The following is a 26,552-nucleotide window of genomic DNA, read 5'->3' as shown; positions in this document are numbered from 1 at the left end:
ATGGATCGCAGGTCGCTGTATTCAGATGGTAGAGGAGGTTCTGTTTTAACAGTTCCGTAAAGTGCCTAGCATAGCAAATAGGTTTACCGGGCTCTAATAAAAAAACTGCCCGGTGGGAAGGGGGTTCCACCGGGCAGTTCAGGGTCTTGCAATAATGTGTTGATGTGAAGATTTAGAGGGGGCTGTTCATATAAAGTTCAGAAAAAAATGCATTTTTATTTAAAAAAATTGAATAAATTTATAACTGATTGATATTTATAGTGTTTAATTAATTTATACCGTTATCTATTTTTTCGAAGGCAGGTTGATATTATGACTATGTAGTGAACCGGGTTAACAAAATGGGGGGCTCAGGCAGGTTTATACGGTTACATTGATGCCTCTGGGTTGTCGTATCACCAGTGGCCTTGCCGCAACTGAATCTGTTGCTTCAGTTCGCCTGAGCCTGTTATTCCCCAGTTCTTTTCATTAAATCCGTACAGACCATTTTGATCATCTTTTAAGTTAATTGCCGAAAGGTTCAGCCCGTGCAGGGGTGGTAAGTTATTTACCGGTTTGCTGGTTAGTTGGTTAGCTAGTGCTTAAGAATCCTCATGCTTCATTTTAAAAGTTACCGTTATTACAGGCTTTCCCTTAGTTGGAACACTAATTGCTGCTAGCTGGAGGATAAATAATAAAAAGGAATCTGCGAGTGATTGAATCGCAGCATCCACAAGGCGAGCCTGCTGACGGAGTAACCCTAATGCCCCAATCGATAGAAACCTTTTACGAAGTGATGCGACGCCAGGGCATCACACGACGTAGTTTTCTGAAATACTGTAGCCTGACCGCTGCAGCACTGGGCCTGGGGCCCACGTTTGCACCGCGTATTGCGCATGCGATGGAGACGAAAGAACGCACCCCGGTCATCTGGGTGCATGGTCTGGAGTGTACCTGTTGTTCTGAGTCTTTTATTCGCTCTGCCCATCCCTTAGTTAAGGATGTAGTGCTGTCGATGATCTCTCTGGATTATGATGACACGCTGATGGCTGCCGCCGGACATCAGGCGGAAGCTGCGCTGGAAGAGACCATTCAGAAGTATAAAGGTAAATATATTCTGGCGGTGGAAGGTAACCCACCCCTGAATGAAGATGGGATGTTCTGCATTGTCGGGGGTAAGCCCTTCCTTGATCAACTAAAGCATGCGGCTAAAGATGCTGCGGCGGTTATCGCCTGGGGTTCATGTGCTTCATGGGGCTGTGTTCAGGCAGCCCGTCCGAATCCGACTCAGGCCGTACCTATTCATAAAGTAATTACTGATAAACCCATTATTAAAGTACCGGGCTGTCCGCCAATCGCTGAAGTGATGACCGGTGTTATCACCTATATGCTGACCTTTGGCAGGCTGCCGGAGCTGGACCGTCAGGGCAGGCCTAAGATGTTCTACAGTCAGCGTATTCATGATAAGTGCTACCGCCGTCCACATTTCGATGCGGGTCAGTTTGTTGAACAGTGGGACGATGAAAGCGCTCGTAAAGGTTACTGCCTGTATAAAGTGGGCTGCAAGGGGCCGACAACCTATAACGCTTGTTCAACGGTGCGCTGGAATGAAGGTACCTCATTTCCAATTCAGGCTGGGCATGGCTGTATCGGTTGCTCAGAAGATGGTTTCTGGGATAAGGGGTCATTCTATGATCGTCTGACCAATATTCCGCAGTTTGGTATTGAAAAGAATGCCGATGAAATTGGTATGGCTGTTGCCGGTGGTGTGGGTGCCGCCGTTGCTGCGCATGCCGCTGTTAGTGCGGTTAAGCGGGCTCAGCATAAAGGAGATCAGGAATAATGAATACCCCGATGAATGCAAAGGACCTTGATAATACCGGCCGTCGAATTGTGGTTGACCCGGTTACCCGTATCGAAGGTCATATGCGCTGTGAAGTGAATGTTGACGAAAATAATATCATCCGCAATGCCGTATCCACAGGTACCATGTGGCGTGGTCTGGAAGTGATACTGAAAGGGCGTGATCCCCGTGATGCCTGGGCTTTTGTTGAACGTATCTGTGGGGTTTGTACGGGTACTCATGCACTGACTTCGGTACGTGCCGTTGAAGATGCACTGGATATCCAGGTGCCGCTGAATGCTCACCTTATTCGTCATCTGATGGATAAGACGTTACAAGTTCACGATCACATCGTGCACTTTTATCATCTGCATGCATTGGATTGGGTTAACCCGGTTAACGCACTGAAGGCCGATCCGGTGGCAACCTCTGAGTTGCAGAAGATGGTATCCGCTCATCACCCTAAATCCAGCCCGGGCTATTTTAAAGATGTACAAACCCGCTTAAAGAAGTTTGTTGAGAGTGGGCAGCTGGGTCTGTTTTCCAACGGTTACTGGGATAATCCCGCCTATAAGTTACCGCCTGAAGCGGACTTGATGGCCGTCGCGCATTATCTGGAAGCGCTGGATCTGCAGAAAGATATCGTTAAGATTCATACCATCTTCGGCGGTAAGAACCCGCACCCTAACTATATGGTGGGTGGTGTCGCCTGTGCCATCAATATTGATGGTGTTGGTGCATCCGGTGCACCGGTCAATATGACCTCGTTAAACTTTGTCTTACAGCGTATTGAAGAAGCTAAGGCCTTTACTAAAAATGTATACCTGCCAGATGTGTTGGCGGTGGCCAGTCTGTATAAAGACTGGTTGTACGGTGGCGGGCTGGCATCTGAAAATGTGATGTCGTTTGGTACTTATGCCCAGGTACCTTACGATAAGTCGTCTGAACTGCTACCGGCAGGCGCCATTGTGAATGGTAACTGGAACGAAGTGCATGAGGTTGATGTACGCGATCCGGAACAGATTCAAGAATTTGTCGATCACTCCTGGTACACCTATGAAGGCGATAAAAAAGGACTGCATCCCTGGGAAGGCGAAACCGATCCTAAGTTCGAACTAGGCCCCAACACTGTGGGTAGCCGTACTAACATCAAAGAAATTGACGAGTCAGCTAAGTATTCCTGGATTAAAGCACCGCGCTGGCGTGGTCATGCAATGGAGGTGGGGCCTCTGGCGCGCTACATCATCGCCTATGTATCCGGTAAAGAATATGTACAGGAGCAGGTCGACAGTTCTCTGTCCGCTTTCAATCAGGCAACCGGACTCGATCTTGGGCTGAAGCAGTTCTTGCCATCAACCCTGGGCCGGACACTGGCACGGGCGCTGGAGTGTGAGCTTTGTGTCGATACTATGCTGGATGACTGGCACCAGTTAGTTGGCAACATCAAGAATGGTGATAGCTCAACGGCAAACGTTGAGAAGTGGGATCCGAGTAGTTGGCCAAAAGAGGCGATCGGTGTCGGTACCAATGAAGCCCCGAGGGGGGCATTAGGTCACTGGATCAAGATTAAGGATGGCAAGATTGAGAACTATCAGGCCATAGTACCGACTACCTGGAACGGTTCTCCACGGGATGGTGAAGGAAATATCGGTGCCTTCGAGGCGGCGCTGATGAATACACCGATGGAGCGCCCGGATGAGCCGGTTGAGATCCTGCGTACACTGCACAGCTTTGACCCTTGTCTTGCTTGTTCTACCCATGTGATGTCGGAAGACGGGCAGGAACTGACTAAGGTGAAAATCAGATAACACTGGCAGTGATGCCCGTCCTCTGCGGCGGGTATTCTGGAGGTATGCTATGGAAACTATAAAAAAACGTAAGCAGACCGCGGTGTATGTCTATGAGGCGCCGTTACGTTTGTGGCACTGGGTTACTGTTCTGTCGGTGATTGTGCTGTGTGTTACAGGTTATTTTATCGGCTCGCCCTTGCCGACTATGCCAGGGGAGGCGATCGATAATTACCTGATGGGGTATATTCGCTTTGCTCACTTTACTGCGGGCTACATCGCCGCTATAGGGTTTCTGGGGCGAATCTACTGGGCCTTTGCCGGTAACAGTCATGCCCGTGAACTGTTTATGCCAAAATTGTTCAGCCGTAAGTGGTGGGGAGAAGTCTGGCATGAAGTGCGCTGGTATCTGTTTCTGGAGAAAACACCTAAGAAATATATCGGCCATAACCCACTGGGTCAGATGGCGATGTTTTTCTTCTTTGTGCTTGGCATGATCTTCATGATTATTACCGGTTTCGCACTATACAGTGAAGGGCTGGGGCAGGGCAGTTGGGCCGATACGATGTTTGGCTGGGTTATCCCTATGATGGGGCAAAGCCAGGACGTACATACCTGGCATCACTTAGGCATGTGGTACCTGATCATCTTTATCATGTTGCATGTCTATGTGGCGATTCGGGAAGATATTATGTCTCGTCAGAGTCTGATATCGACCATGGTTGGCGGCTGGCGCATGTTTAAGGATGATCGGCCGGACTAATAGCCGGCGATCGAATTATTAAGCGATAGAAAACAGTATGCCGGAGCTTTGCTTCGGCATACTGTTTTTAACCGAGGTGACGATGCAAGGTTTGAGATTTCATGGCCGGCGCCCCGAGCATCCGGGAGGGTTTCTGGAGCGTTGTTATCTGACACCTCTGAAAATCAGCCAGTCGCAACTGGCTAAAGAGCTTAATATTTCACGTCGACGGGTTAACGAGATAGTTAATGGTCAGCGTGCTATCACCGCAGATACCGCTCTTAGGCTGGCAAATTTTTTTCATACAACACCGATGTTCTGGTTAGAAAAGCAGCAGTTATGGGAGCTGTATCAGGTAGGGCGGGGTAATAACCAGGGTTTGACTTAGTTATACGCTACCGTAGATTCTCTTACGCCTAATCCTGCCCCTCTGGCCTCTTTGAGCAGGGAAGCAGGATCAATTCGGGTTCTTTTATTAATAGCGGAGCTTATGAGTGGGGGAAAGGGCATCATTATGAGCTTTTAGAAATGCCAGAAACTGTTTCTCGGTTAGTGGATTGCTTTAATAGAAACCCTGGGCAAAGTCGCATCGGTGTACCTTTAAAAAATTCAGTTGTTTTTCTGTCTCTATCCCTTCCGCAATAACCTTTAATCCCAAAGCATGTGCTTAGCGATGGTTGCTGTGACCAGTGCTGGCGCTGATTTATCGCAATAAAGCTGTTGGATGAAACTTCGGTCAATTTTCAGACTATTAAATGCATAGTTCTGCAGATAACTTAAAGAAGAGTAGCCGGTACCGAAATCATCTATCGACAAATGAATACCTAAGCGGCGGAAGTTATCGAAAAAAGGGATACAGGTGATTGAATAGCAACGACGAGTGCCGTCGTAGCAATCAACTTCATACTTAAAATCACGAAAAGGCTGGTGCGCCTGACAACAAGCTTTGTGTTCTTCCATTGTGGGGGTGCCCACGGGGTGGACATTCAAATCCCAGCGATGTAAGCCGATCACCGAGCTGAGGTTTGAGGTCTCTTGGCGAGGGGCCGATTCTGAAAGCCGGATGAAGCGTAAATCGCTATCCTGTTCCCAGAACCAATAAGGTGACATATCTGTCAGCGCTTGGAATAATTCCAGCTTTTTACTTAAAGATGCCTGGCTTTGTGATCGACTGCCCTCCCTGATCTTGTATTTCATCCGTCCACACTCCCTGTGTCGATCCTTAACGGCAGTTTAGTTGAAGTGATTAGCCATAACCAGAAGTGGTAAAGAGGGATAGATGAATCTTTTTAATAGCATATTCACTCACAGCGCTATAGGGTGTTACTAGTAAATATTTACACTTATTCAAGGTAATCAATAGGGTAGTGTTGTTGATATCCGTGCTTTTTTTTCAGGTAGGCTATTACAATTGAAATTACTTAATGTACTAGGGAAGTGGGTATGCTGAATGCTGCAAAGCTAACCTTTATTATTTCTTTTGTTTTCTGCTTTATGCCGCTTTCTATCTTTGCCGGTGATAAGTCATCGGAGACAATCTTTTTTTTAGGATCGGGTAGTGCTGAAACACCATGGACTCAATTGGTAAGTCAGGGCTTTGTTGAGAAAATGGATCGATCAGGAGTGCCTTACTCCTTTCATATTGACCATCTGGAAGCCGCCCGGTTTGATGAGGTGCATCAATATGATCTTATGTTTCGCTATTTAAAAGAGAAGTTTGCTCAAAAAGAGCCGGATATTTTTGTCTCTGCAGGTCCGGCTGCTTCAAATTTCTCGCTTCGTTTCCCGGAGCTATTTGCTGGGGCGAGACGGATTTTAATCCAATCGGGGGATGATGGCTCTGCAAACGCGACGTTAATAGATGCTGAGATCGAGCATTTATTGATGATCAGAGAGATGATTCGCTTATCGGGTCCCAGCAAGGTTTTTATTATTGGCGACTCAGTACAACCCAGTGACAAGTTAAGGCTTGGTGGTATTACTTCCGCTTTAGAGCATGAAAACGTCAGCTATGAAATCCTTGTAAACAAAGCGTTACCGGAGCTGCTTGCCGCGGTATCAGAATTACCCGATGAAAGTACGATATTTTATGCGCCTATCTTTCGACGTTATGAAGGAAAGGATTTAGCGCCAGCCTATGTGCTTAAGGAGTTGCATCAGGCATCTCGCTCGCCAATTTTTTCCAGTTCAGATTCAACACTTGGTTTTGGGATGGTTGGGGGCTACCTCTATTCCCCTAAAAAGCTTGGTTATATGGCGGGAGAGGCAGCTCATAGTCTGATTAGGGGGGGACCGATAGAATTTACTCAAAACGGTTTTGGCTATACCTATGACTGGAATGAGGTGATCCGTTGGGGTTATGAGGATCTTATCAGTACGAAAGCGGAGGTACTGTTTAGGGCTCCATCCTTATGGCAACAGCATAAAGGAAAAATAATACTTACTCTCTTGTCATTATGTCTGCTGCTGCTTTTATCTACCGCGCTAATTTTTATTAACAGGCAACTAACTAAAACAAAGAATGTCCTCAATAAAGAGCGGTTGCTGTTGGAAGAAAGGGTACAGGAACGGACTCAGGAGCTTTCTTTACTCCACAAGCAGGCCGTAGAAATGGCCCGGATTGATGTGCTAACAGGTTTACCTAATCGTCGTGCTTTTTTTGAACAGGCTGAGATAGTTCATTATCAAACCGAAAGGTACCATAATCCCTACGTTGTGCTGATGCTTGATATTGATCTGTTTAAAAAGACAAATGATACCTATGGTCATCCTGCAGGAGATAAGGTGATTCAAAGTGTTGCGAAAACCATCAGGTCTTTAATCAGAAAATCAGATGTTGCAGCTCGAATTGGTGGTGAAGAGTTCGCAGTCATTTTAAGAGAAGCTGAGCACGATCACTTTTACTCTCTGGCTGAAAGAGTGCGGCATGAGATTTCAGAAATTCCTGTATGTTTTGAAGATGACCAGATCAGAACCAGCGTTAGCATTGGAATCGCAGAATATCAGGCGGGTGACAAAAGTATTGACGATATTCTGTGTAGAGCGGATAAAGCGCTATATCAGGCTAAGCAAACAGGAAGGAATAAGGTGGTTATTGACCCAGTTTGTGTTTAATAGGCCTGCGTGAATTACAGCGTTATAGCTTTGCTTTTTGCCACTACTTATGACTGTCATAGCTACGGTAATAGTTATTGTGGTTGATAAGCCTTATTCAGATCCCTTGATAAAATGATCCACTTCGGACCACCAGGCATTATCGGGGCTGGTGGGCCAGCTATTATGGTCAGCGCCATCAAAGGTCCAGAGCTTTTTTGTCGTATGAAGTGCATCATACAATTGCAGGGATTGTCGGTTCGGGATGATCTCATCCTCTGTGGCGATTAGTAACGCTGTACGTCCCTTAAAATTTGCCAGGCTATGCATGTTGTTATATTGCTCTCGAGTCAGCCTGCGGGCAGGTAGATACCAATAGAGTGCCTGAGCCAGTTCAGGAAGGCTGTACCAGGGGGTGATCATCACTACCGCTGTAATTGCGTTCTTTCTCGCATCATCAGGCTGAAATTCGGTACTGGCAGCAGCGACGGCTGCACCCAAAGACTCACCCCATAGGGTGACAGGGCCAGGGAATTGTTGTCTGGCCAGTTCTATAGTGTCGAGTGCATCGGCAATGATCGTAGTTTCACTTGGTTTACCTGAACGGCCACCATAGCCGGGGTATTCCACCAGAATGACACGGTAATTCAGTCGACTCAGTGCCAGGGCATAGAAACGCCGGTCCCAGGCGGTCCCCGCATTGCCATGGAAAACAATAGCCGTTGCTGAAGCCTGTTCTGGATTGATCAGCAAGCCCCGGTATTCATCATCTGAGCCGGGCCACAGTTGCAGATTCCTAACTTGAGCCTGCTCCGGTGAGGGCCTGAACTGATTAGGAAAGTAGAGCATTCCCTGCTGGTTGAAATAGATCCAAAGCAGTAGTGCTGAATAGCAGATTACCAGTAGTCCAGTTAAACGTAACATCAGATCCAAAGCTCTATCTCCGGCATCTTAAGGGGGATATGATCCTTGCCTAAGCGCGGATGTTAATGACTGTTATCAGTTTAGACCCAGGCAGCTCTGCTGCTATTTAATCTGAATGGTCTGGTAGGTATCTTTACAGATTAATGGAAACTAACTTTCCACTGTTGCGAAATTGCAATCTGTAACCTCTCCCGTAACACCCCGTAATCCGGTATTTCCGACAATGTCTACAAATTGGCATAAAGCTTGTAACCCTTACTGTAACAGTCAGATAGTTGGGATAGACGATGTCGCAAAACATTGAGAAACAGGTACTGATTCTGGGCATAGGTAATCTGCTCTGGGCCGATGAAGGCTTCGGTATCCGGGTGGTTGAAACCCTGCATGAACGTTACACATTTCCGGACAATGTTGAGGTGATGGACGGTGGTACCCAGGGGATCTATCTGGTGCAGCATGTGCAGGGTGTTGATGTGCTGGTGGTCTTCGATGCGATCGATTATGGCCTTGAGCCGGGCACAATGAAAGTGATCCATGGTGATGAGGTACCGAAGTTTATGGGCGCTAAAAAGATGAGTCTGCATCAGACCGGATTTCAGGAAGTATTGGCGATGGCAGAGTTTACCGGAGATTACCCTGAACACCTTATGTTGATTGGGGTTCAACCAGTTGAATTGGAAGATTTTGGTGGCAGTTTACGGCCTGAAGTTCAGGCGCAGGTTGAGCCCAGTATTGAGATTGCACTGCAGTATCTAGAGCAATTTAGTATCAGCGCTGAGCGACGAGAGTCGCCATTATCAGGTACTGAACAGTTAGCACCTTCCGAGCTGCAGCAGCGTCGTTATGAAGAAGGACGCCCCAGCGAACAGCAGGCCTGCCGTATTGGTGATGAACGTTTTTTAAATGAAGGTGAAGATTGATATGTGTATCGGTATCCCGATGCAGGTGATCTCATCTGATGGATATGTCGCCATTTGTGAAGCTGATGGTGAACGGCAGCAGGTCGATATGAGCCTGTTAGGCGAACAAGCTGTCGGTAGTTGGGTATTGGTTTTTTTAGGCGCTGCCAGGGAGTTGTTGAGTGAGCAACGAGCTTTTGAAACGGCGCAGGCTATAAAAGCATTGCGCAGTGTAATGGCGAATGACGGGGCAGATATTGATGAGCTTTTTGCTGACCTTACCGAACGCTCTCCACAGTTACCTGAGCATCTTCAGGCGCAGTATCAGAAGCAGTCCCAGACTAATAATCAGGAACAAAAGGATTAATGATGTTGATAAACCGCTTAACTGAGCAGCTGGGTTACAGCCTGCTGAACAATGAAAACTTTGATGAGTTTATTAACAGTCAGGAATATTCGGTGCTTTTTTTTACCGAAGACCCCAAACGTTTCCCTGAGTCATTTGATGTTGCGGTCATTCTGCCAGAGCTGCTGTCGCAGTTTCCTCAGCTGACGCCGGCAGTGATCAGCCGCGACAGCGAAAAGTCTTTACAGGGCCGTTATAACTTTACTGTCTGGCCTACGCTGGTGCTGCTTAAACAAGGCAAGTATCTGGGCTCTATCAGCAAAGTGCAGGACTGGGATATCTATTTGAAAGATGTTCAGTCGTTGCTACAGCGTGAGCCAAGTCGTAACCCGGGTATCGGTATTCCGGTTGTCGTTAACCCCTCGCAAGCTTCAGGTTGCGGCCAATAAACACTTCGCTAAACAGAAGGATGACAGATGATGCAACAGGGTGATATTCCACTGATCAATATGCCGGCAGGTCCCGGTACTCAGGATGAAAGCGACGATGGTTTGGTACTCGACTATATGCCGATGCCGAATGATATGAGCACCTACGATATTCCTGTCTTGCCGGAAGCTGAGCAGCTAGAGAACTGTCCTGAATCACTGGCCTTGCTGGATAGGTTACAGCAGACTTTGGATAACTATCAGTCAGACAGCGAGGCGCAGTGTCTTAGTCTGAGCAAACTGTCTTCACAGGGAATAGAGCTGATTAATCAGATTCTGGGCGAGGGTGAGGTAAGTCTTATCTGTAAAACGGATAAAGGTGGAATCGCAGAAATCAGAGCGCAGGAAACAGTGCTGGCCGGGGTATGGCGAATTAAGTATTTATCCGCTGAGGCTGAACAATTAGATGAGACGTTAGAAATTGCCGATGTGCCGTCGTTAGCCCGTCATCCGAACTATCTGGCAGCCGATGAATTAGCGGTAGAAGCAGCTCAGTGGCCTGAAGGTATTCTCAATGCTCCGCCGGTATTAATTGAGTTGCAACATAAGAGTAACGCGTATCAATATGGTGATGAGCCTCATGTGATCAATCTTTCGCTTCTGCCGTTTTCGCCGGGGGATCATCAGCTATTAGATCAGTATCTTGGGCAGGGTGCGCTGGTGTTTCTGTCCCGTGGTTATGGAAACTGTCGTATCAGCAGTACCGGTATTAAGCATACCTGGCGGGTCCAGTATTTTAACTCTACCGATCAGTTAATTCTGGATACGCTGGAAGTGGTCGACATTCCGGCGGTTGCCTGTGCAGCCCCTGAAGATCTGGCGGATAGTGCTGAACGATTAAAAGAGATTCGAGAGGTGCTTATCTGATGTCAGTTGAAACGGCGTTGCGCTTTGAAGGCAGTTATCTGGGTCAGGATGATCAGCTAACGGATTCAACTCAGTTAGAGTGCAAGATCTGTTGGTATGTATATAACCCGGAACAGGGGGATGATGTGTGGCAGATTGCCCCGGGTACGCCGTTCAGTCAGTTACCCGACCACTGGCGCTGTCCTGAGTGCGATGGTGAAAAATCACAGTTCATGGTGTTGGAGAACGGATGATTACCCCGGTGGCGATCGAACAGCGCTATGAGCAGATTTTGCACCAGAATATGGAAGGCGTGGCGGTTGTTAATCAACATCTACAGGTCCGGGCGCTGGGGTTTAACGCCCTGAATGACGAACAGCTGGGGATACTCATCACTCCCTGGTTTATGAATATGATGCTACTGCCTGCGGATGATAGTCACTGGGATGAATCTCTGGCCGGTACTAAAACGTTACGTCAGCTACCTTCAGGGCTATATGAATTTATTCATGGCTGGGATGCCGAGCTGGGGGGCTATGCAATCTGCGGATTGTTCTCACCTATGTTCGAGTTCAGTGATCAGGCTGCCGCGGAAAAAACTGCAGAGGAGGTGCTGCTCGCCCTGTTTGATAGTCAGAATTATGCCCCTACGGATCGTCAACAGGCGGTACAAGATCAACAGAACCAGGTAAGTTCCCAATTGGCGAAGGGTAGTTCAGCACAGCAAGGTAGTCGTGCTGATGATGTTGCCAAACCGACTCAGCAGGAAGTGGAACACCCTGCGAAGTTGAGTCGTCGCCAATTTTTTACCGGTGCCGTTAACCCGGTAAGAAACAGATCAGGTTCGGCAAAGTCAGGCACAAGTAAACCGGGCTTGGTCTGATATGGCTGAGATCAGTGTTACTGATGCTAAAGTAAGTACAAACACTGGTGGCGCAGCAACGGCCATAAATATTGCTGGCCAGATAAATCTGGCCTTTGACTGGCGTGAGGGACAGATACGACAGATAAAACTGACATCAAGTCGACCTTTGAATAGCAGCAGAATATTTGAAGGCCGCTCGCCTGCTCAGTCGCTGCAGTTGGTGCCTTTACTGTTTTCCGTCTGTACTACCGGGCAAACACTGGCGATGGTAGCTGCGATTGAAGCCGCCTCAGGGGTCAAGCCAAAGCCTTGTGTGGAGTCAGCCAGAGAGCTATTACTGCAGTTAGAAAACTGTCGTGAACTGCTGTTTCGTCTGATTAATGACTGGCTACCGGAAACGCAGCAATCTCTCTGTTGCATACGGGAGCTGCAAAAAATTATCACTGAGTATAAACAACGCTGGTCTGCTGTATTTCAGGTCGCTAATGGTATTGATGAGGCTGTTATTAGTGAAATTACTGCTGAAGTTATTGATGCCAGGGTCAGAGTCAAAGGTCTGCTAGAAAAGCTGCTAGAGCCGTTGTTAGGCAGGCCTGTCAGCGGTTTTGGCGAATGGTTGTGTAACCTGAGTCCAGACGCCGCTCCAGGTGATCTGCCGCCTTTGGTGCTGAATATATTTGAGCTACAGCGTATCTATAGTGGGATAGAGTTAGGGGCCGGGATTGCGGCACTGCCCCCCTTACATCAACCCGAACAGCAGCAGGTTCTGAATGCCTGTATGGGCACCCGTTGTCGGGCGTTCAATATCGCTCCTCAATGGCAGGGAGAGTGTGCCGAGACGGGCAGCTACGCGTTGCTAAGAGAGCGTTTAACGGCGCTGGCTAAGCATCACTGGCATCAACTGGTACTACGATATTCGGCCTTATTACTACGTTTAAGCGAGATACCTGCGAGTCTGACTGATCGTGCAACAGAAACTTTTGTGCAGGCCTGTCGTTTAACTCCGGGAACCGGCTATGGGGTGATTCAGACGGCGAGAGGCCAGTTGCTGCACCGGGTGGTATTAACCGATGGGGTGGTTAGTCAGTATGATATTGTTGCGCCTACTGAGTGGAATTTTCATCCTGAGGGATTGTTGCCTACAACGCTACAGGGGGTTCATATTGGCAGTCCCAGGCAGGCTAGAGAGTTGTGCAGAACAATGATGTTGCTGGCCGATCCCTGTGTTGGTTTTGAAATACAGGCGATATGATGGTGTAAGGGCTGAGTTTAGCAGCCCTGTCATCTGCCGAATCAATGTAAAGTCTGACGTGGCGTTATAGGTAACAACGGTTGTTATAAACAGATATATGAAGAGAGCGAAGCCCGATGCATGAGATGTCAGTCTGCGAAGGTATTATCCAGGTACTTGAAGATCAGGCAATCAGTCAGAATTACACCAAAATAAAAACGGTGTGGCTTGAGATCGGCCCTTTAGCGATGATTGAGAATGATTCGTTGCGCTTCTGTTTTGATGCGGTTACCCGTAACACTCTGGCTGAAGGGGCACAACTTGAGATCATTGAATTGGCGGGGCAAGCCTGGTGCCTGCAATGCGCGCAGACAGTAGAGATTAAAAAGCGTTATGATGCCTGTACCGCCTGTGGCAGTTATCAGCTGCAGGTAACTCAGGGCGAAGAGTTGAGAATTAAAGAGCTTGAGGTGGAATAAGATGTGTACTGTATGTGGTTGTAGCGAAGGCGAGGTGTCGATAGAAGGGCATCATCAGGGACATGGGAGTACTCATACACATGGTTCTCATTCACACAGTCATGAGCATGGTCATGGCCACTCCCATAACGGTAATCATAGCCACTCACATACGGGGACTTACAGTTCTGATACCGGTCATGATACAGGCCTCGAGGAGACAGAGTCTGTGATCGTTGCCGAAGGGGATAACCTGCACTTTGGTCATGGGCCCGCCCATGCGCATGCACCAGGGTTGAGTCAGACCCGTATGGTGCAGATCGAACAGGACATACTAGGTAAGAATGATCGTTATGCGGCGCAGAACCGGCAACGTTTTGATGCCATGAGCCTGTTTACTTTGAATCTTGTTTCCAGCCCTGGCTCGGGTAAAACAACGCTGTTAACCGCCTCAATTGAACAACTTAAGACGCGCTGCCCGGTTGCAGTGATCGAGGGAGATCAACAAACCGCTAATGATGCCGACAGGATTCGTGAGACCGGTGTACAGGCGGTGCAGGTGAATACGGGTAAAGGCTGCCATCTTGATGCCCATATGGTGGGTCATGCGATGGCGCATTTTGAGGATATTTCAGGTGGCCTCCTGTTTATTGAAAATGTCGGGAATCTGGTTTGCCCCGCTGCATTTGATCTGGGGGAAGCACACAAAGTAGCTATCCTGTCTGTGACTGAAGGTGAAGACAAACCCCTGAAGTACCCGGATATGTTTTATGCAGCAGATCTGATGCTGCTTAACAAAGTTGATCTGCTACCTTATCTGGATTTCGATGTAGAGCAATGTATTGCTGCGGCGAGACAGGTGAACCCGGATATTGAGGTGATTCAGATCTCAGCCCGTTCCGGTGAAGGAATGTCTGAGTGGCAAGGCTGGATTGAACAACGCCGTGTTGCGCGTATTCGTAAACGCATAGATCAGCTTACGGGGCAGATCCATCAGCTAGAGGCAATGGTGTAATTCATGCTAACTAAAAAACGTCCGCTGGTACTTTGTGTTGATGATGAGATTCGTTCACTGGAAACACTGGAACGTACCCTGGATGAAGAGTTTGATGTACTCACTGCATCCAGTGCAGCAGATGCGTTAGCTATTCTGGAGGATAACCAGGTTGAAGCAATCATCTGTGATCAACGCATGCCGGGGGCCACAGGGGTAGAGTTGTTGACGGAGGTAAGGCAACGTTGGCCTGAACCGGCTAGAATGATTCTGTCAGGTTATACCGATTCTGAGGATATTATCCGGGGCCTGAATGAAGCGGGTATCTATCAGTACATTACTAAACCCTGGCATCCCGAAAACCTTTTGATGGTAGTGCGTAACGCCTGTCAGTTGTGTCAGCTACAGAATGAAAATGAATTGCTGACAATGGAGATGCGTCTTACGGCAGATCAGGTTGAACGCAATGTCAGTGATAAAAAAGCCCTGCTTAAATCAGGCTTTCAGCTGAATGAGATTCGTCGCTCAGATAATAGCCCGTTAAACCAGTTGTGTGATCAGGCAGCCAGAGTCGCACCTTTTGATATTTCGGTTCTGATTACCGGTCCATCCGGTACCGGTAAAGAGCTGTTTGCCCGGGCACTTCATTACAATAGCTTGCGTGCTGATCAGTCTTTTGTCGTTGAAAACTGCGGAGCCATGCCTGATGAGCTTCTCTCCTCTGAACTGTTTGGGCATAAGAAAGGTTCTTTCACAGGCGCTATCAGTGATCATGTTGGACTGTTTGAACAGGCCAATGGCGGTACGATTTTTCTGGACGAGATAGGTGAAATCAGTCCATCCTTCCAGGTAAAACTCTTACGTGTGTTGCAGGAGCGAGAGGTTCGGCCTTTGGGTGATAATCGTCGTCGTAAAGTCGATGTCAGGGTCGTCGCTTCCACTAACCGTGATCTGGAAGAAGAGGTTCGGGCCGGCCGTTTCCGTCAGGATCTTTACTATCGACTGGCTGAAGTTACTTTAACACTGCCCGAGTTGTCTCAACGTAAGGTTGATATACCGATGCTGGCACAGGGCTTTCTGGAAAAGGCGATAGTTGAATTCGATAAACCGGTGCAGGGGTTCACTGATGAAGCGCTGGTCTGTATGCAGGCTTATTGTTGGCCAGGTAACGTGCGGGAACTGCAGAATGAGGTTCGGCGTATGCTGGTACTGGCTAATGGCGAGCAGTTGGGGGCTGATCTGTTATCGCCACGGGTATTAAGGGCTGCTCCTGCGGAAGAGGGGAGCGAGCTGGAGCTGTTAGCAGGTCTTGATGGTAGTCTTAAAGACCGGATAGAAGCATTAGAAAAACGGATTCTTAAAGAAGCCCTTATTCGTCATCGTTGGAATAAGAGTCAGGCTTCACGTGAGCTGGGTTTGTCCCGTGTGGGATTGCGTTCGAAGCTTGAGCGTTATCAGTTGGAACGGGTTACATCAGTCTTAGCGGATGAAAAGTCAGCAGCGTCTGACTGCGAGCACTAAGCCTTAAAAAATCATCTTTATATTTTAGTACGCCCGGCTTGCCGGGCGTTTTGCTTTCTGCGCTAAGGCTGACTAATTTTAGGGTAACAAGTATAGGATTTATGACACGCCTGTTGCCATAAACTCAGGGTGTTCTGATGTTGTCTCTGTCTGTAGTAACTCAATGTTTTCTACGAATGGCTAAAAAACAGCTCCGTTTAGTTGGGCAGTGGTTATTACTATCGCTGATATTGGTTTCTGTAAATATCGTTTCTGCCACCGAATATCAATATAGAAATAATGATTACCTGGTAGGTGCAGTGAGCTATACCTATGCCCGATATGAGGATACGTTACTGGATATAGCCCGGCAGAATAATGTTGGTTATAACGAGATTACCCGGGCTAATAGTCAGGTGAATCTCTGGTTACCCGGTGAGGGATCCCGGATCAGGATACCGCAGTTATTTATTCTACCAGCGACGCCCCGGCGGGGTATTACGCTGAATCTGGCTGAGCGCAGACTTTATTTTTTTCCAGAGCCGATATCGGAGGATACAAGAAGACTGGTCACTGTGCCGGTTGGTATAGGGCGGGAAGGCTGGCAAACACCGATAGGGCCTGCCAGAGTCATAAATAAAATAACAGCACCGTCCTGGACGCCGCCCCCCTCTATTGTTGAGGAGTATCGACAGCAGGGGATTGAGCTGCCAAATCAGGTACCGCCCGGGCCAGATAATCCTCTGGGTGAGTTTGCGATGCTGCTATCAATACCGGGATACCTGTTACATGGTACTAATCGTCCGGATGGTATTGGCATGCGAGTGAGTCACGGTTGCATTCGCCTGTTTCCTGAAGATATTAAAGCGCTGTTTAATCGCGTTGCCCTTGATACCCCTGTCTGGATAATTGATCAGCCGGATAAAGTGGGGTGGCGTGGTGATTTTCTCTATCTGGAAAGTCATCCTGCCAGTTATAGCCGTTATGTCATTAATGAAGAAAACTACAGGCAGGACATTCAACAGGTAGCGATGAGTGGTGGGTTCGAGGTCAACTGGTCTCTGGTCGAACAGGTTCATCGACGTGCTGATGGGGTACCCGCTATTATCGGGCGCAGGTTACCACCTGTTCGCCAGTAGGGCTCTTATTATTAGAAATAGGACCAGTCGTTCTTTTATTTCGCCATTGTACGTTCAAATGCACGATCAATTTTTTCGCTATTTTCCAGGCAGCACTGTTGTGCTTCATTTGCTGCTTTCATCGCTTGGTCAGCTTTCGCCTCAGCATTTGCAGCCTGAGCGCTGGCGCGTTCAGATTGAGCTATTGCTTGTTCGGCTAAACTTCGGATGGTGTCCATTTCAGATGTGTTTGTGGCACAGCCACTGGCCAGCATCGCCAGTATTGCTATCGCTGCCCAATGTGTAATGAGTTTCATATTTTTCACCATTTATAGCTAGGGTGTTGCCATTCAAGTATAGAAGTAATTAGCGCTATAAATGATATAAGCCAAGATAGCCGGTAGACGAGAAGGGATACTAAAGTGAAGAGGATAAAGCGGGTGATGCAAATTGAGGTAGTAAGCTTTGAGAATAAGGCAATAGAGAAAGACTGGAGAGTAAGGCTAGAGAATACGACAGGAAAGTGAAGTTGAGAGAGAAAGTTCAGAAACAAAAAAGCCCCACATAGTGGGGCTTTTTTACAACTTGCTAATTACTTAGCCAGTTTAGTTACTTCAGCCATAGCAGATTCACCAGCTTCTTTAGCCAGAGTAGTGAATGCTTCACCTTGTGCTTTCAGCAGCTCGAACAGAGCAGTGTTAGCGTCGATGTTGAACTTAACTACGTCTTCAGGAGTCTTCAGGCCTTTAGCTTTTTCAGCTTCAGTTTGGAAGAAAGAAGCCAGTTGCTCGCCAGACTGCTTCTGAAGTTCAACAGACTTGCTGATAGCAGCAGCTTGCATTTCCATCAGAGTCTTTACGGAATCAAAAGATTTTTGAAAATCGATGTTGTTAGACATGGTGTATCTCCATTAAGGTTCGTATGCTGCATCGCACAATGGAGTCTATTTTAGAGAACTCAGAATCGAAGTCAATCTTTATTTTGTTGCGGTGCACAAAAAAATGAGTTTTATGACCAATATGCTGATTTTACAGTACTTAGGGGGGGCTTAAGTTCTGGCTGTCATGTTGGAGACAGAGGCTTAAGGCCATCATTATAAAGATAATATGCACTAATAATTTCTCGCAGGCACAAAAAAACCGGCAGATCTCTCTGCCGGTTTTTTTAAAGACTCTGTTTAAAGAATTAAACAGCCATCTTCTGAATTTCAGCGATTGCTTGCTCGCCAGAAAGTTTAGCCAGGGAAGTAAAAGCTTCGCCTTGAACTTTCAGCAGCTCAAACAGTGCTTTGTTAGATTCAACGTTAAACTGTACGAACTCTTCAGGTGACTTCAGCTGCTGAGCTTTTTCAGCTTCAACTTTGAAGAAGTTAGCCAGTTGCTCACCGGACAGCTTCTGCAGTTCAACAGTCTTAGTGATAGCTGCAGTTTGCAGACCCATCAGGGCTTGGATTGAAGCGAAAGGCTTTTGAAAATCGATGTTAGCGTTGATCATGTTAATCTCCAGAAATTTATGTTGCAGTGCACAATTGCGTCTATTTTAACCAAAAAAAGCTTAAGGTCAACATTTTTGTGCGCCGCACAAAAAATGTTTCTCAGTTGCAGACTAGGGATAGAGTATGACGCTTGTGTGACGAGGAGATGAAGCCGATATGAATTATCACTGGAGCAGAGAGGCCCTTACTGCAGGGCCTGATTAAGCCTTGAGGAACTAGCTACCCTCTTCAAGCGCGCTTTTAAGTTGCTCAATTACTTTAGTGGATAATCGATTAATACGTAGTGAGTTTGTCTGCGCATCAAATTCAATTTCACTGTTGGTATGCAGGTGGCCCAATGAACGCTTGGAGAAATCCAGCTGCCAGTTATCCATCTTGGTTTTTACTTTAGTGTAGGCGTTGATGGTACTGGTATGAGGCTGAAACTCATGACTAACCTGATATTCTTCAGAGTTAGCAAATTTACCAAAGCGGGCTGATGGTTTTTCTGCCTGCTCAGGCGGAATATAGTTATCAAAGATCTGCTCAACATCTGGCAGGTAGGCCGATTGTTTTTCACCCCGCTGGCGTGACAGGTAACTGACCACATCTTCAACAATCTCTTCCTGCCTTTCATGCAGATTATTCTGGCGACAAAAATCCTCACTGGCGCGGATCAGGTCTGAAGTCGATTTTTTCGATGGCACGACATCGGTGCAACCTAATGCATTAGAGAAATAATGAGTAATATCGCCTTTACGTTTAGTGCCGATGAAACTCAGGTAGCTATCAGTGCCTTCTTTGTAGGTCGTGATATTGATTCTGGCGGCCTGATGCAGTTTTTCCAGGTCCACTTCAGTGACTTTGGTAGGGTTCAGCTCATCATCAAAGGCTACCCCTGTTTTATCTCTTACCAATGCGATCAGCAGAAAATCGAATACATCTGAGGAGTAGTACATAAAGATGGCATAGCCACCGGTAGCTGAGCGGGCGGAGGGCTGTTGCAGGGACGCCGCCAGTTGTGCCAAAGCCTGATCACAAAGGGTCAGGAACTTCTGCTCGTCAGCAGGACCCTGAATGAATTGTTCGAAATTGGAAATAAAAGGGTAGCCTTCACTGTTTTCTTCGTTGAAAGAACCGTGAGTCAGGGCAGAACGGCGACCATAAGCGGCGGCCAGCGCATTAAAAAGCTGTTGTGCCATGGGATGATCTATATCGATCGGTCCCCCTTTTTCGCTGATAGTAGCGACACTGTCGTCGGCTTCTTTAATCAGTTCTCGAATGGCAAGAAATTTCAGATCCATAGTCAGCGGTTTCCGGTAGCGATATATCAAAATAACAAGGCAGGCAGTTTAGCTTAATCGCCTTGACTGTTAAATATAGTGGAGTGTTAAAGATGGCAAGCAGTTATACATCAGGGGCGGTTTCAGCTTCCAGCAAGTTCAGAATATGCAGGGCTTGTACTCTGTTGTTGCCACAATGCTCCTGATCGGCGATAAAAGCCTGACACAGTGCAGGATAGGCAGGATCATTCCAGATTTTACAGTTAAGCTGAGCATCGAGGTTACTGCAGGGTACTCCGGCAGGCTTGCCTGCCGGCATATTCGGTATTGGGGTACTGATATGAGGAGCGATACAGCAAGCGGCACAACCGGAGCGACATTTCATAATTATCTGATTCGTTATCTGATGTTTTATATGCAGGGCTCTGAGTTGTTAAAGTTTGAAAACTCTAAGGATAAAGCAATGCTTTAGGGGGCAATCTGGCTATAATAGCGCCCCCTGTCCGAAAATATAAGGTAAGTTGTCATGGCCCTTAAGCCCACTATCTACAAAGTTGATCTGCAGCTCAGCGATACAGATCGACATTGTTATGAGTCATGTAACTTAGTTCTGGCTCAACATCCCTCTGAAACTCTTCAGCGTATGATGGTTCGTTTAATGGTATTTGCGTTGAATTATCATCAGGATCTTTCCTTTACCAAGGGACTGTCATCGACGGATGAACCTGAACTATGGCAAGTTGGCCCGGACGGTCAGGTTGAACACTGGATAGAGTTGGGACAGGCATCTCCAGAGCGTATACGAAAAGCGGTGAGCCGTGCGCCAAAAATATCACTCTATGCATATGGTCGGGAGGCTGATATCTGGTGGCAAAAGCATGGGTCTGTAATTAGCGCATTACCTAAAGTGAGTGTGTGGAGTTTTAATGATGAACAGGTCGAGCAGCTAGCGCAGTTTGTCAGCCGCTCTATGCAATTATCGATATCAATTAGTGATGGTGAGATATATTTGAGTGATGAAGGCCATCATCTGAATCTGACATTATCTGAGTTGAGTGTTCAGTAAGCTGTTGAAGAGATCCGGGCCCAACAACAAGGGGTTAGGTTCTGCTGGAAAGAACCAGTGTCGGTTGGAGATGGACCCGGATATTAGTCAGTCTATACGGTTTTGAGGCACGTGCAATTTAATAGATATCAATTCTATTCGGGTAATTACCCATTTTGGGTTTTATTTAGTTTAAAAAGTATCAGCCTTTAGCTACGTCAGACATTCCTTCCATCATCGCCAGTTCTTTCTGGGTAAAACCCGCTTTGAGTCTTATTTCATGATTGAAGGGGCCTTTTAGCGGGCCTTTCATATATTTCCAAAGTAGCTCAATAAAGGTTGAATCCGGGTCAACACCTTTTTCTGCGCAGCGATGATGGAACCATCGGGTACCAGAGCTGACATGACCGATCTCTTCGTTAGCGATCATGGTCAGAATTTTAACCATCTTCTGATCACCCAGGTTGTCAAACTTTTTGATGGTTTTAGGTACCACGTCCAGGGCGCGCGCTTCAAATACCCGATGGACTATTCCCATCCGATCTAGCATGTCATCGGCGGTATCGACGGCGGTATTCCACAATTCGTTGTGTGCGGTGAAGTAACCATAGTCGTAACCCATCTCGCGCAGCCTGCTACGTAGTGCTAAAAAATGGGTCGACTCCTCTTTGGCGCACTGCACCCAGTCAGCGTAATATTCTTTTGGCATATCCCGATATCGATAGACCGAATCCAACGCCAGATTGACGGCAGTGAGCTCGATATGTGCCAGGGCGTGAATCAGGGCTGCACGGCCTTCTTCCTTACCCATTTTACGTTTGTTGACATCCGCAGGCAGGACAAACTCTGGCTTGTCAGGCCGACCAGGGTCATTCAGCAGTTCTGGCGCTTCGCCTTCCTGCCATTCCAGTTCGCCGGCATCCCATTTGCCTGACAGTTGCATGGCAAATTCTAACTTTTCATCAGGGTCAGACAGCAGTAGGGCATGTTTTGTCTGGTCATAGATATTCAGCAAGGGAGAAGCTCCGGTTTATTTCCTGGCATTATTCTAGTGAAAAAGCTTGTGATTGTATGGCTGAGAAATCGTTATCTTGGGGCGATCAAAATGACCAGAGCGCAGAAGATAACCAGCGCAATAAAAAATTTAACGAAGACTGGTTTTTCATTGCTTTTCTTTTGTTCGACCGGCATTCCGCAGGATGGGCAAGAGATGCGGGCCTGAGGAAATTCAAAGTGGCATTTAGTGCACTGCTGAGTGTTATTGGTTTCGGTCATCTACTTACTTAGCCTTTGTGCCTTGTTTTTTCAGAGATAAGTTTTTCAGAGATAGGTTTTTCAGAGACAGGTTTTTCTGGCATCTGTTTAAGGTGCAGTTTATCTCTGTTTATTCGAATCTGACTTGATTAATGATATGCCGCTAATCAGGCTCTGAATGTTCCAGTGTTCATCACTTTACGTTAAACGCTTAAGTGAGGAGCGCTAGGTTAAAATTATGTGATATATCATTAAGTAGCGGAGTATAGCGGGAAAAGACATTGGGATCATCAGTCAATTAACGTTGCGCAGTGTAATGTTAATGATGAACCAGGTGCTGAAATGTCGGTCTAAACTGGATAATTGTTTTCAGGAGGCTGGATATGTGTGGCACCGCCCGAATCCGACATTGCCATCATCAGCGCAGAGAAATATCGAGTGAAAGCGGTTTGTTTGATGGTATCTCATCTTCGGTATTGCAGCGTTTTACCGAGCAGGCTAATGCCGCCGACATGAGGCGCAACGTTTTGCAGCAATTGGGTCGCTATCCTGCGGATCGAAATGCTGACGTTATCGATATTGATACGAGCGCTGATGGCGATAGCGTCGATAGTCATGCATTGCCGGATCCCGAATAAGTATCCGCTGGTATACAGGATAACGTTTCAGGTGGCCGTTATGGCGATAGTACTGATCCTGTCTATGTGGCTTATTGCGATAATGCCCCTTAGCTCTGCCTGGATGGTAGTAGCCATCTTTATATGAATGTCTGTGTTTATACGAATGCCTGTAACTGTCCCGGTATGAATGGTGATGTCTTGGTTTATAGGAGCGCTGGTATCTGTCTCTATATGAATAGCTTCGATAATTATGGTGTCGGTCAGTGATATAGATACGTAGATTTCCGGTTCCTATCGAAATCCCACCATGCAGACGTATATCTGTTTCGGCTAACGCTAAAGCTGGCGTACAGCAGAGTATAAAAATTAGAAATGCTCTTAAACTACACATGATATTTAACCTCGCTTACGGTTAAATTTTAGTGCAATAGTCGTGCTACAAAGCGGATGATTTTTCAGTCAGAAAAGCAGCAGAATTAAGCCTCTGTAAAGGAAGTGCAGAGGCTGTATAAGTGTTTATGGGGCTGGTTTCAAATTGGCGGAACAAAGCCAGCGACAGTGCTGTTACTGAAATGACCAAAGATTAAACGACGTAAACGGTACCAGTAGGTACCAAAGAAAACGATAAAAATACCGAAGCCGATAAATATAAGTAACGGCAGGTTGCTGCTATCCAGAAGGTTGTTGTTGACCACCTGGAAGATTGCATAGATGGCATAAGATAGGCTTGATACCAGCATTGCACGGCGATCTACAAACAAGGCTGTTAGCATGAAGAGCAGGAAAAACAGTAGCAGAGACAGTTCTCGGTTACTGCCTGTATCCAGTACAGCAAGGTCGCTGAACAGCAGTGTTGTCATCATGCCGTGCACTATCAGCGGTGATGCCAGCAGGTGGAGCCAGAAGCCACAATCACTGGCCCGTTGCTGGCGCCGACGATCCCGGGCATCGAAACTCATAGCAGCAAAAAAAACACAGAGACCAAAGAGCGTAAATAGTAATTGATGCTCCAGCATCTCCAGACCTATCAGACTTATGACAGCTGCAACAAGTCCGCCGGCGACGGGGAGCAGGCTGAAAGGCATTCGATAGCGTAGATAGAACAGCAATGAGCAGCCACTCAGGGTGAGAAATTGAAGTTCTGCTGTTTCAAATTCAGAGATGCCCAGTGCTTTACTGAGGAAGTACAAGGTCGATACCAGAATCGTAATTCCCGGCAGCGCAAGTCTGCGTATCCGAACCAGCCATTCTGCAGCCGCCAGATACACAATCACAGGTAGTAGCCATTGCAATTGAGACAGTTCCATAGCGCTTACTGAAAAGGTGACAAAAAGTACCCCGAGGGCAATGAATATATCGCCAAAATTACGCACAAAACGTAACTGTTCTTCACCTGATGTCTGGTCTTCATCAGGCTGTTCAGAGGCGGCAAAGCTGATTAATTGGCTTAACTGTTGCTGGCTGATAATGCCGCGATCAGCTGCCCGCTGCAAAGTCTCTCTATCCACGTAATTGTCCGGCTGGTGAAAACCCCAGCTTAGCGTTTTATACCTTGTTGGGTAAGGGGGATATGAGGTTCTTTAGCTTAATTTCAGATCATCAATCAGGTTCAGACAGGTCTGATCGTCAGTTGGAATGTAAAAGGCTCGCTTGTCATAAAAGTACCGGTCCAGAATGTGTGTCTGATGATCGGTTGACAGCTGCTCAAATTCAAAGCCTTGCATCGACCATTGTCCAAATTGACGATGTGATATCGGAGTGACCTCTAGCAACCGTAGATTGGTATGTCGGGAGTCATTGAGAATGCTCTGGTATAGCTCTTCAATAATCTGTTGTTCGCCTTCGAGGCGTTGCAAAAAGTTCATACCATGACTTAATAAAATTCCGCTAACGCCGAGTCGTTGGTTTTTAGGTTGTGCAACTTCAAGAATCTCTTTAACTAATGACCATTCAATCAGTTTATTGGAATCGCTAACGTAGGTAAGGCGGGCAAGGCTCATATAAAGGCACTCCGATAAAGAGGTAACAGGATTAGTGTTGCTCTGAATCGGAGTATTCTCCAGCGATGGATACCCGCTTTGGGGAATGAAAGGCTATTTTCGACGTATACCTATTACCCGGCCTGTATTTTCGGGGCGGGGCAACGTCGATTGTTGTTCAGCCATTGCGTTGATGTTAGCAGCAATATTATCCGGAAAGGTGCAGCTGCTACGGCTTTTCAGATCGACACACATTGCCATCTGTTCAAGGGTGGAGGCCAGGTACTGGGTGCCGTCGCCATTATCTGCATACATCTCAAAATACAGATGGATACGTTTGCTGTCATGATCAACTAATTGGCAACGTACCTCGACCGGCTGATCCAGAACAACTTCATTGTTATAGGTAATGTGATTCTCTAAAACCATCCAGGAGATATCTGTCGCTTTAGTAACTGCTTCGCTCAGACCAAGTTGACTAACCAGTTCGGTGCCCGCCAGATCAAAAATAAGAACGTAGTAGGCGACATTCATATGGTTATTGTAATCAAGCCATTCGGGTTTGATGTTGGTATTGAATACCACTGGGGCTGGGTTGCTCATGATTATTGTTATTCCCGGATTGATAGAGATCACAGAATCTTACTATTGGCCGTCGCTGCTGCCAATGGCTGAGTTATGATTGCTTCTTTTCTTCAGCCAGAGCAGATAAGTAGCAGATATGAGTGATATCAAATTAACCGCATACAGCCATGGTGCAGGCTGTGGCTGTAAAATTTCGCCGGCGGTACTGAAAACTATTTTACAGACCGATCAACCGGGTTTTGATGATCCAAAACTACTGGTTGGGAATCAAAGTAGTGATGATGCGGCGGTTTATGATATTGGCAATGGTCAGGCACTAATCAGTACCACCGATTTCTTTATGCCTATAGTTGATGATCCTTATGATTTCGGCCGGGTGGCTGCGGCTAATGCGATAAGTGATATCTATGCTATGGGCGGCAAGCCCGTTATGGCGATCGCGATACTGGCCTGGCCAGTAAACCTGTTAGCACCAGAGATTGCACAGCAGGTGTTGGAAGGGGGGCGAGCGGTATGTCGCGATGCGGGCATTGCGCTGGCCGGAGGGCATTCTATCGATGCTCCTGAACCTATTTTTGGCCTTGCGGTGACCGGTACTATTGCGACTCAGCAGGTGAAGCGGAACAACAGCGCTCGCGGTGGTGCAAAGCTTTATCTGACCAAGCCCATTGGCGTAGGTATTCTGACCACAGCAAAAAAACAGGATAAGTTAAGTCCGGAGCATGAACGGCAAGTTGTTGCGAATATGACAACCCTGAATAAAATCGGCAATCCGCTGTCTGAGATTGAGGGCGTTTCAGCCATTACCGATGTGACCGGTTTTGGTTTGATGGGGCATCTGCTGGAAATTTGTGAAGGCAGTGATCTGGCTGCGACTATCGATGCTGATGCTGTTCCGTTATTGGAGGGAGTCGATCATTACCTTGATCAGGGCTGTATCCCCGGGGGAAGCCTGCGTAACTTTGACAGTTATGGCAGCAAAATTGCGCCGATGACGGAGCGGCAGCAACGATTGTTCTGTGATCCTCAAACCAGCGGGGGGTTGCTGGTGGCCGTTGATTCCAATGCATCAATCGAGGTTGAGGCCTTAGGGGCTCGTTATGGTCTTGAGCTACAGCCCATTGGTGAACTGAAAGAATATAATGGCGATTACCGCATTGAATTGGTAGATAGTGCTGATCTATAAATTGGAAATATAA

General features: G+C 47.1%; 32 protein-coding genes. 20 read left to right on the top strand and 12 right to left on the bottom strand.

Translation table 11 applies throughout. The features are described 5' to 3' along the window. The first annotated feature begins 691 nt into the window (after positions 1-691). The 4 genes from EHS89_RS00265 (at position 692) to EHS89_RS00250 (ending at position 4,739) form a co-directional block, all read left to right on the top strand. The gene (locus EHS89_RS00265) at positions 692-1,822 is read left to right on the top strand and encodes a hydrogenase small subunit (protein ID WP_276330357.1); all 1,131 of its coding nucleotides are present in this window, start codon (positions 692-694) and stop codon (positions 1,820-1,822) included. Then, positions 1,822-3,630 carry a nickel-dependent hydrogenase large subunit gene (locus EHS89_RS00260; protein WP_124924109.1) on the top strand — a complete coding sequence of 603 codons (1,809 nt, stop codon included), beginning with the start codon at positions 1,822-1,824 and terminating at the stop codon, positions 3,628-3,630. Before EHS89_RS00265 ends, EHS89_RS00260 begins: the two co-directional genes overlap by 1 nt. Before the next feature lie 49 nt (positions 3,631-3,679). After that, positions 3,680-4,372, top strand: coding sequence for a Ni/Fe-hydrogenase, b-type cytochrome subunit (gene cybH, locus EHS89_RS00255; protein WP_124924108.1), 693 nt, complete (start codon positions 3,680-3,682; stop codon positions 4,370-4,372). An 82-nt stretch (positions 4,373-4,454) separates the two neighbouring features. Continuing rightward, entirely contained in the window at positions 4,455-4,739 is a 285-nt protein-coding gene (locus EHS89_RS00250; protein ID WP_211340264.1) for a HigA family addiction module antitoxin, read from the top strand. A gap of 174 nt (positions 4,740-4,913) precedes the next feature. Here the strand turns inward: EHS89_RS00250 and EHS89_RS21430 are convergent, their stop codons facing one another. Both EHS89_RS21430 and EHS89_RS21425 read right to left on the bottom strand, forming a co-directional pair. Further along, entirely contained in the window at positions 4,914-5,009 is a 96-nt protein-coding gene (locus EHS89_RS21430; RefSeq protein ID WP_124924106.1) for an EAL domain-containing protein, read from the bottom strand. Next, the gene (locus EHS89_RS21425; protein WP_124924105.1) at positions 5,000-5,548 is read right to left on the bottom strand and encodes an EAL domain-containing protein; all 549 of its coding nucleotides are present in this window, start codon (positions 5,546-5,548) and stop codon (positions 5,000-5,002) included. The genes EHS89_RS21430 and EHS89_RS21425 overlap by 10 nt, the downstream gene beginning before the upstream one ends. A gap of 246 nt (positions 5,549-5,794) precedes the next feature. Here EHS89_RS21425 and EHS89_RS00235 point away from each other — a divergent pair, with 246 nt between their 5' ends. Continuing rightward, positions 5,795-7,465 carry a GGDEF domain-containing protein gene (locus EHS89_RS00235; RefSeq protein WP_124924104.1) on the top strand — a complete coding sequence of 557 codons (1,671 nt, stop codon included), beginning with the start codon at positions 5,795-5,797 and terminating at the stop codon, positions 7,463-7,465. A gap of 93 nt (positions 7,466-7,558) precedes the next feature. On the opposite strand, the gene EHS89_RS00230 is transcribed toward EHS89_RS00235, so the two are convergent. Further along, on the bottom strand, positions 7,559-8,368 hold the full coding sequence (locus EHS89_RS00230; RefSeq protein WP_124924103.1) for an alpha/beta hydrolase: 810 nt from the start codon (positions 8,366-8,368) through the stop codon (positions 7,559-7,561). Positions 8,369-8,655: 287 nt separating this feature from the next. Here EHS89_RS00230 and EHS89_RS00225 point away from each other — a divergent pair, with 287 nt between their 5' ends. From EHS89_RS00225 to EHS89_RS00175, 11 genes are all read left to right on the top strand, one after another. Further along, a complete protein-coding gene (locus EHS89_RS00225; protein WP_124924102.1) occupies positions 8,656-9,288 on the top strand; it encodes a HyaD/HybD family hydrogenase maturation endopeptidase in 633 nt (210 codons plus the stop codon). A 1-nt stretch (position 9,289) separates the two neighbouring features. After that, entirely contained in the window at positions 9,290-9,634 is a 345-nt protein-coding gene (locus tag EHS89_RS00220) for a HypC/HybG/HupF family hydrogenase formation chaperone (protein ID WP_124924101.1), read from the top strand. Next, a complete protein-coding gene (locus EHS89_RS00215; protein ID WP_124924100.1) occupies positions 9,634-10,062 on the top strand; it encodes a thioredoxin domain-containing protein in 429 nt (142 codons plus the stop codon). Before EHS89_RS00220 ends, EHS89_RS00215 begins: the two co-directional genes overlap by 1 nt. Before the next feature lie 27 nt (positions 10,063-10,089). Beyond that, positions 10,090-10,968, top strand: coding sequence for a hydrogenase expression/formation protein (locus EHS89_RS00210; RefSeq protein ID WP_229753532.1), 879 nt, complete (start codon positions 10,090-10,092; stop codon positions 10,966-10,968). Continuing rightward, on the top strand, positions 10,968-11,201 hold the full coding sequence (locus tag EHS89_RS21535) for a rubredoxin (protein WP_124924099.1): 234 nt from the start codon (positions 10,968-10,970) through the stop codon (positions 11,199-11,201). The genes EHS89_RS00210 and EHS89_RS21535 overlap by 1 nt, the downstream gene beginning before the upstream one ends. Then, complete coding sequence (gene hybE / locus EHS89_RS00200) at positions 11,198-11,830, top strand: [NiFe]-hydrogenase assembly chaperone HybE (protein WP_124924098.1); 633 nt, start codon at positions 11,198-11,200, stop codon at positions 11,828-11,830. The genes EHS89_RS21535 and hybE overlap by 4 nt, the downstream gene beginning before the upstream one ends. A 1-nt stretch (position 11,831) precedes the next feature. Continuing rightward, positions 11,832-13,064, top strand: a complete 1,233-nt coding sequence (locus EHS89_RS00195) for a nickel-dependent hydrogenase large subunit (RefSeq protein ID WP_124924097.1) — start codon at positions 11,832-11,834, stop codon at positions 13,062-13,064. Positions 13,065-13,180: 116 nt separating this feature from the next. Continuing rightward, positions 13,181-13,522 (top strand): hydrogenase maturation nickel metallochaperone HypA, encoded by a 342-nt coding sequence (gene hypA, locus EHS89_RS00190; protein WP_211340263.1) that lies wholly within the window; start codon positions 13,181-13,183, stop codon positions 13,520-13,522. A 1-nt stretch (position 13,523) separates the two neighbouring features. Further along, a complete protein-coding gene (gene hypB / locus EHS89_RS00185; protein WP_124924096.1) occupies positions 13,524-14,516 on the top strand; it encodes a hydrogenase nickel incorporation protein HypB in 993 nt (330 codons plus the stop codon). Positions 14,517-14,519: 3 nt separating this feature from the next. Next, complete coding sequence (locus tag EHS89_RS00180) at positions 14,520-16,016, top strand: sigma-54-dependent transcriptional regulator (RefSeq protein WP_124924095.1); 1,497 nt, start codon at positions 14,520-14,522, stop codon at positions 16,014-16,016. A 137-nt stretch (positions 16,017-16,153) separates the two neighbouring features. Beyond that, positions 16,154-17,134, top strand: a complete 981-nt coding sequence (locus tag EHS89_RS00175; protein ID WP_124924094.1) for a L,D-transpeptidase family protein — start codon at positions 16,154-16,156, stop codon at positions 17,132-17,134. A 35-nt stretch (positions 17,135-17,169) separates the two neighbouring features. On the opposite strand, the gene EHS89_RS00170 is transcribed toward EHS89_RS00175, so the two are convergent. The 5 genes from EHS89_RS00170 to EHS89_RS00150 form a co-directional block, all read right to left on the bottom strand. Beyond that, the gene (locus tag EHS89_RS00170) at positions 17,170-17,430 is read right to left on the bottom strand and encodes an Lpp/OprI family alanine-zipper lipoprotein (RefSeq protein WP_170167369.1); all 261 of its coding nucleotides are present in this window, start codon (positions 17,428-17,430) and stop codon (positions 17,170-17,172) included. 275 nt (positions 17,431-17,705) lie between these two features. Next, positions 17,706-18,011, bottom strand: a complete 306-nt coding sequence (locus EHS89_RS00165; RefSeq protein WP_124924092.1) for a hypothetical protein — start codon at positions 18,009-18,011, stop codon at positions 17,706-17,708. Positions 18,012-18,298: 287 nt separating this feature from the next. Then, a complete protein-coding gene (locus EHS89_RS00160; RefSeq protein ID WP_124924091.1) occupies positions 18,299-18,607 on the bottom strand; it encodes a hypothetical protein in 309 nt (102 codons plus the stop codon). A 216-nt stretch (positions 18,608-18,823) separates the two neighbouring features. Next, positions 18,824-19,891: a nucleoid-associated protein gene (locus EHS89_RS00155; RefSeq protein WP_124924090.1), complete on the bottom strand. Its 1,068-nt coding sequence runs from the start codon at positions 19,889-19,891 to the stop codon at positions 18,824-18,826. A gap of 103 nt (positions 19,892-19,994) precedes the next feature. Then, on the bottom strand, positions 19,995-20,255 hold the full coding sequence (locus tag EHS89_RS00150; RefSeq protein WP_124924089.1) for a YkgJ family cysteine cluster protein: 261 nt from the start codon (positions 20,253-20,255) through the stop codon (positions 19,995-19,997). Between the two features lie 141 nt (positions 20,256-20,396). Here EHS89_RS00150 and EHS89_RS00145 point away from each other — a divergent pair, with 141 nt between their 5' ends. Beyond that, on the top strand, positions 20,397-20,936 hold the full coding sequence (locus EHS89_RS00145) for a YaeQ family protein (protein ID WP_124924088.1): 540 nt from the start codon (positions 20,397-20,399) through the stop codon (positions 20,934-20,936). Positions 20,937-21,117: 181 nt separating this feature from the next. On the opposite strand, the gene EHS89_RS00140 is transcribed toward EHS89_RS00145, so the two are convergent. Further along, positions 21,118-21,930, bottom strand: a complete 813-nt coding sequence (locus EHS89_RS00140; protein ID WP_229753534.1) for a ferritin-like domain-containing protein — start codon at positions 21,928-21,930, stop codon at positions 21,118-21,120. A gap of 56 nt (positions 21,931-21,986) precedes the next feature. Between EHS89_RS00140 and EHS89_RS00135 the strand changes: the two genes are divergently transcribed. Both EHS89_RS00135 and EHS89_RS00130 read left to right on the top strand, forming a co-directional pair. Next, positions 21,987-22,202, top strand: a complete 216-nt coding sequence (locus EHS89_RS00135) for a hypothetical protein (RefSeq protein ID WP_124924087.1) — start codon at positions 21,987-21,989, stop codon at positions 22,200-22,202. 350 nt (positions 22,203-22,552) lie between these two features. Continuing rightward, on the top strand, positions 22,553-22,807 hold the full coding sequence (locus EHS89_RS00130; protein ID WP_124924086.1) for a hypothetical protein: 255 nt from the start codon (positions 22,553-22,555) through the stop codon (positions 22,805-22,807). Positions 22,808-23,319: 512 nt separating this feature from the next. Here the strand turns inward: EHS89_RS00130 and EHS89_RS00125 are convergent. The 3 genes from EHS89_RS00125 to EHS89_RS00115 all read right to left on the bottom strand — a co-directional run bounded on the left by EHS89_RS00125 (position 23,320) and on the right by EHS89_RS00115 (position 25,371). Continuing rightward, entirely contained in the window at positions 23,320-24,297 is a 978-nt protein-coding gene (locus tag EHS89_RS00125; RefSeq protein WP_124924085.1) for a hypothetical protein, read from the bottom strand. 72 nt (positions 24,298-24,369) lie between these two features. Continuing rightward, positions 24,370-24,789, bottom strand: coding sequence for a BLUF domain-containing protein (locus EHS89_RS00120; RefSeq protein WP_124924084.1), 420 nt, complete (start codon positions 24,787-24,789; stop codon positions 24,370-24,372). Positions 24,790-24,882: 93 nt separating this feature from the next. After that, positions 24,883-25,371 (bottom strand): thioesterase family protein, encoded by a 489-nt coding sequence (locus tag EHS89_RS00115; RefSeq protein ID WP_124924083.1) that lies wholly within the window; start codon positions 25,369-25,371, stop codon positions 24,883-24,885. Between the two features lie 118 nt (positions 25,372-25,489). On the opposite strand from EHS89_RS00115, the gene selD reads away from it, so the two are divergent. Next, positions 25,490-26,539 (top strand): selenide, water dikinase SelD, encoded by a 1,050-nt coding sequence (gene selD / locus EHS89_RS00110; protein WP_124924082.1) that lies wholly within the window; start codon positions 25,490-25,492, stop codon positions 26,537-26,539. The last annotated feature ends 13 nt before the right edge of the window (positions 26,540-26,552 follow it).

Origin of the sequence: Amphritea balenae (genome assembly GCF_003858655.1) — a bacterium.
GTDB classification, from domain to species: domain Bacteria; phylum Pseudomonadota; class Gammaproteobacteria; order Pseudomonadales; family Balneatricaceae; genus Amphritea; species Amphritea balenae.
The sequence above is the reverse complement of the archived record's forward strand: the minus strand, read 5'-3'. Positions and strand labels throughout refer to the sequence as shown.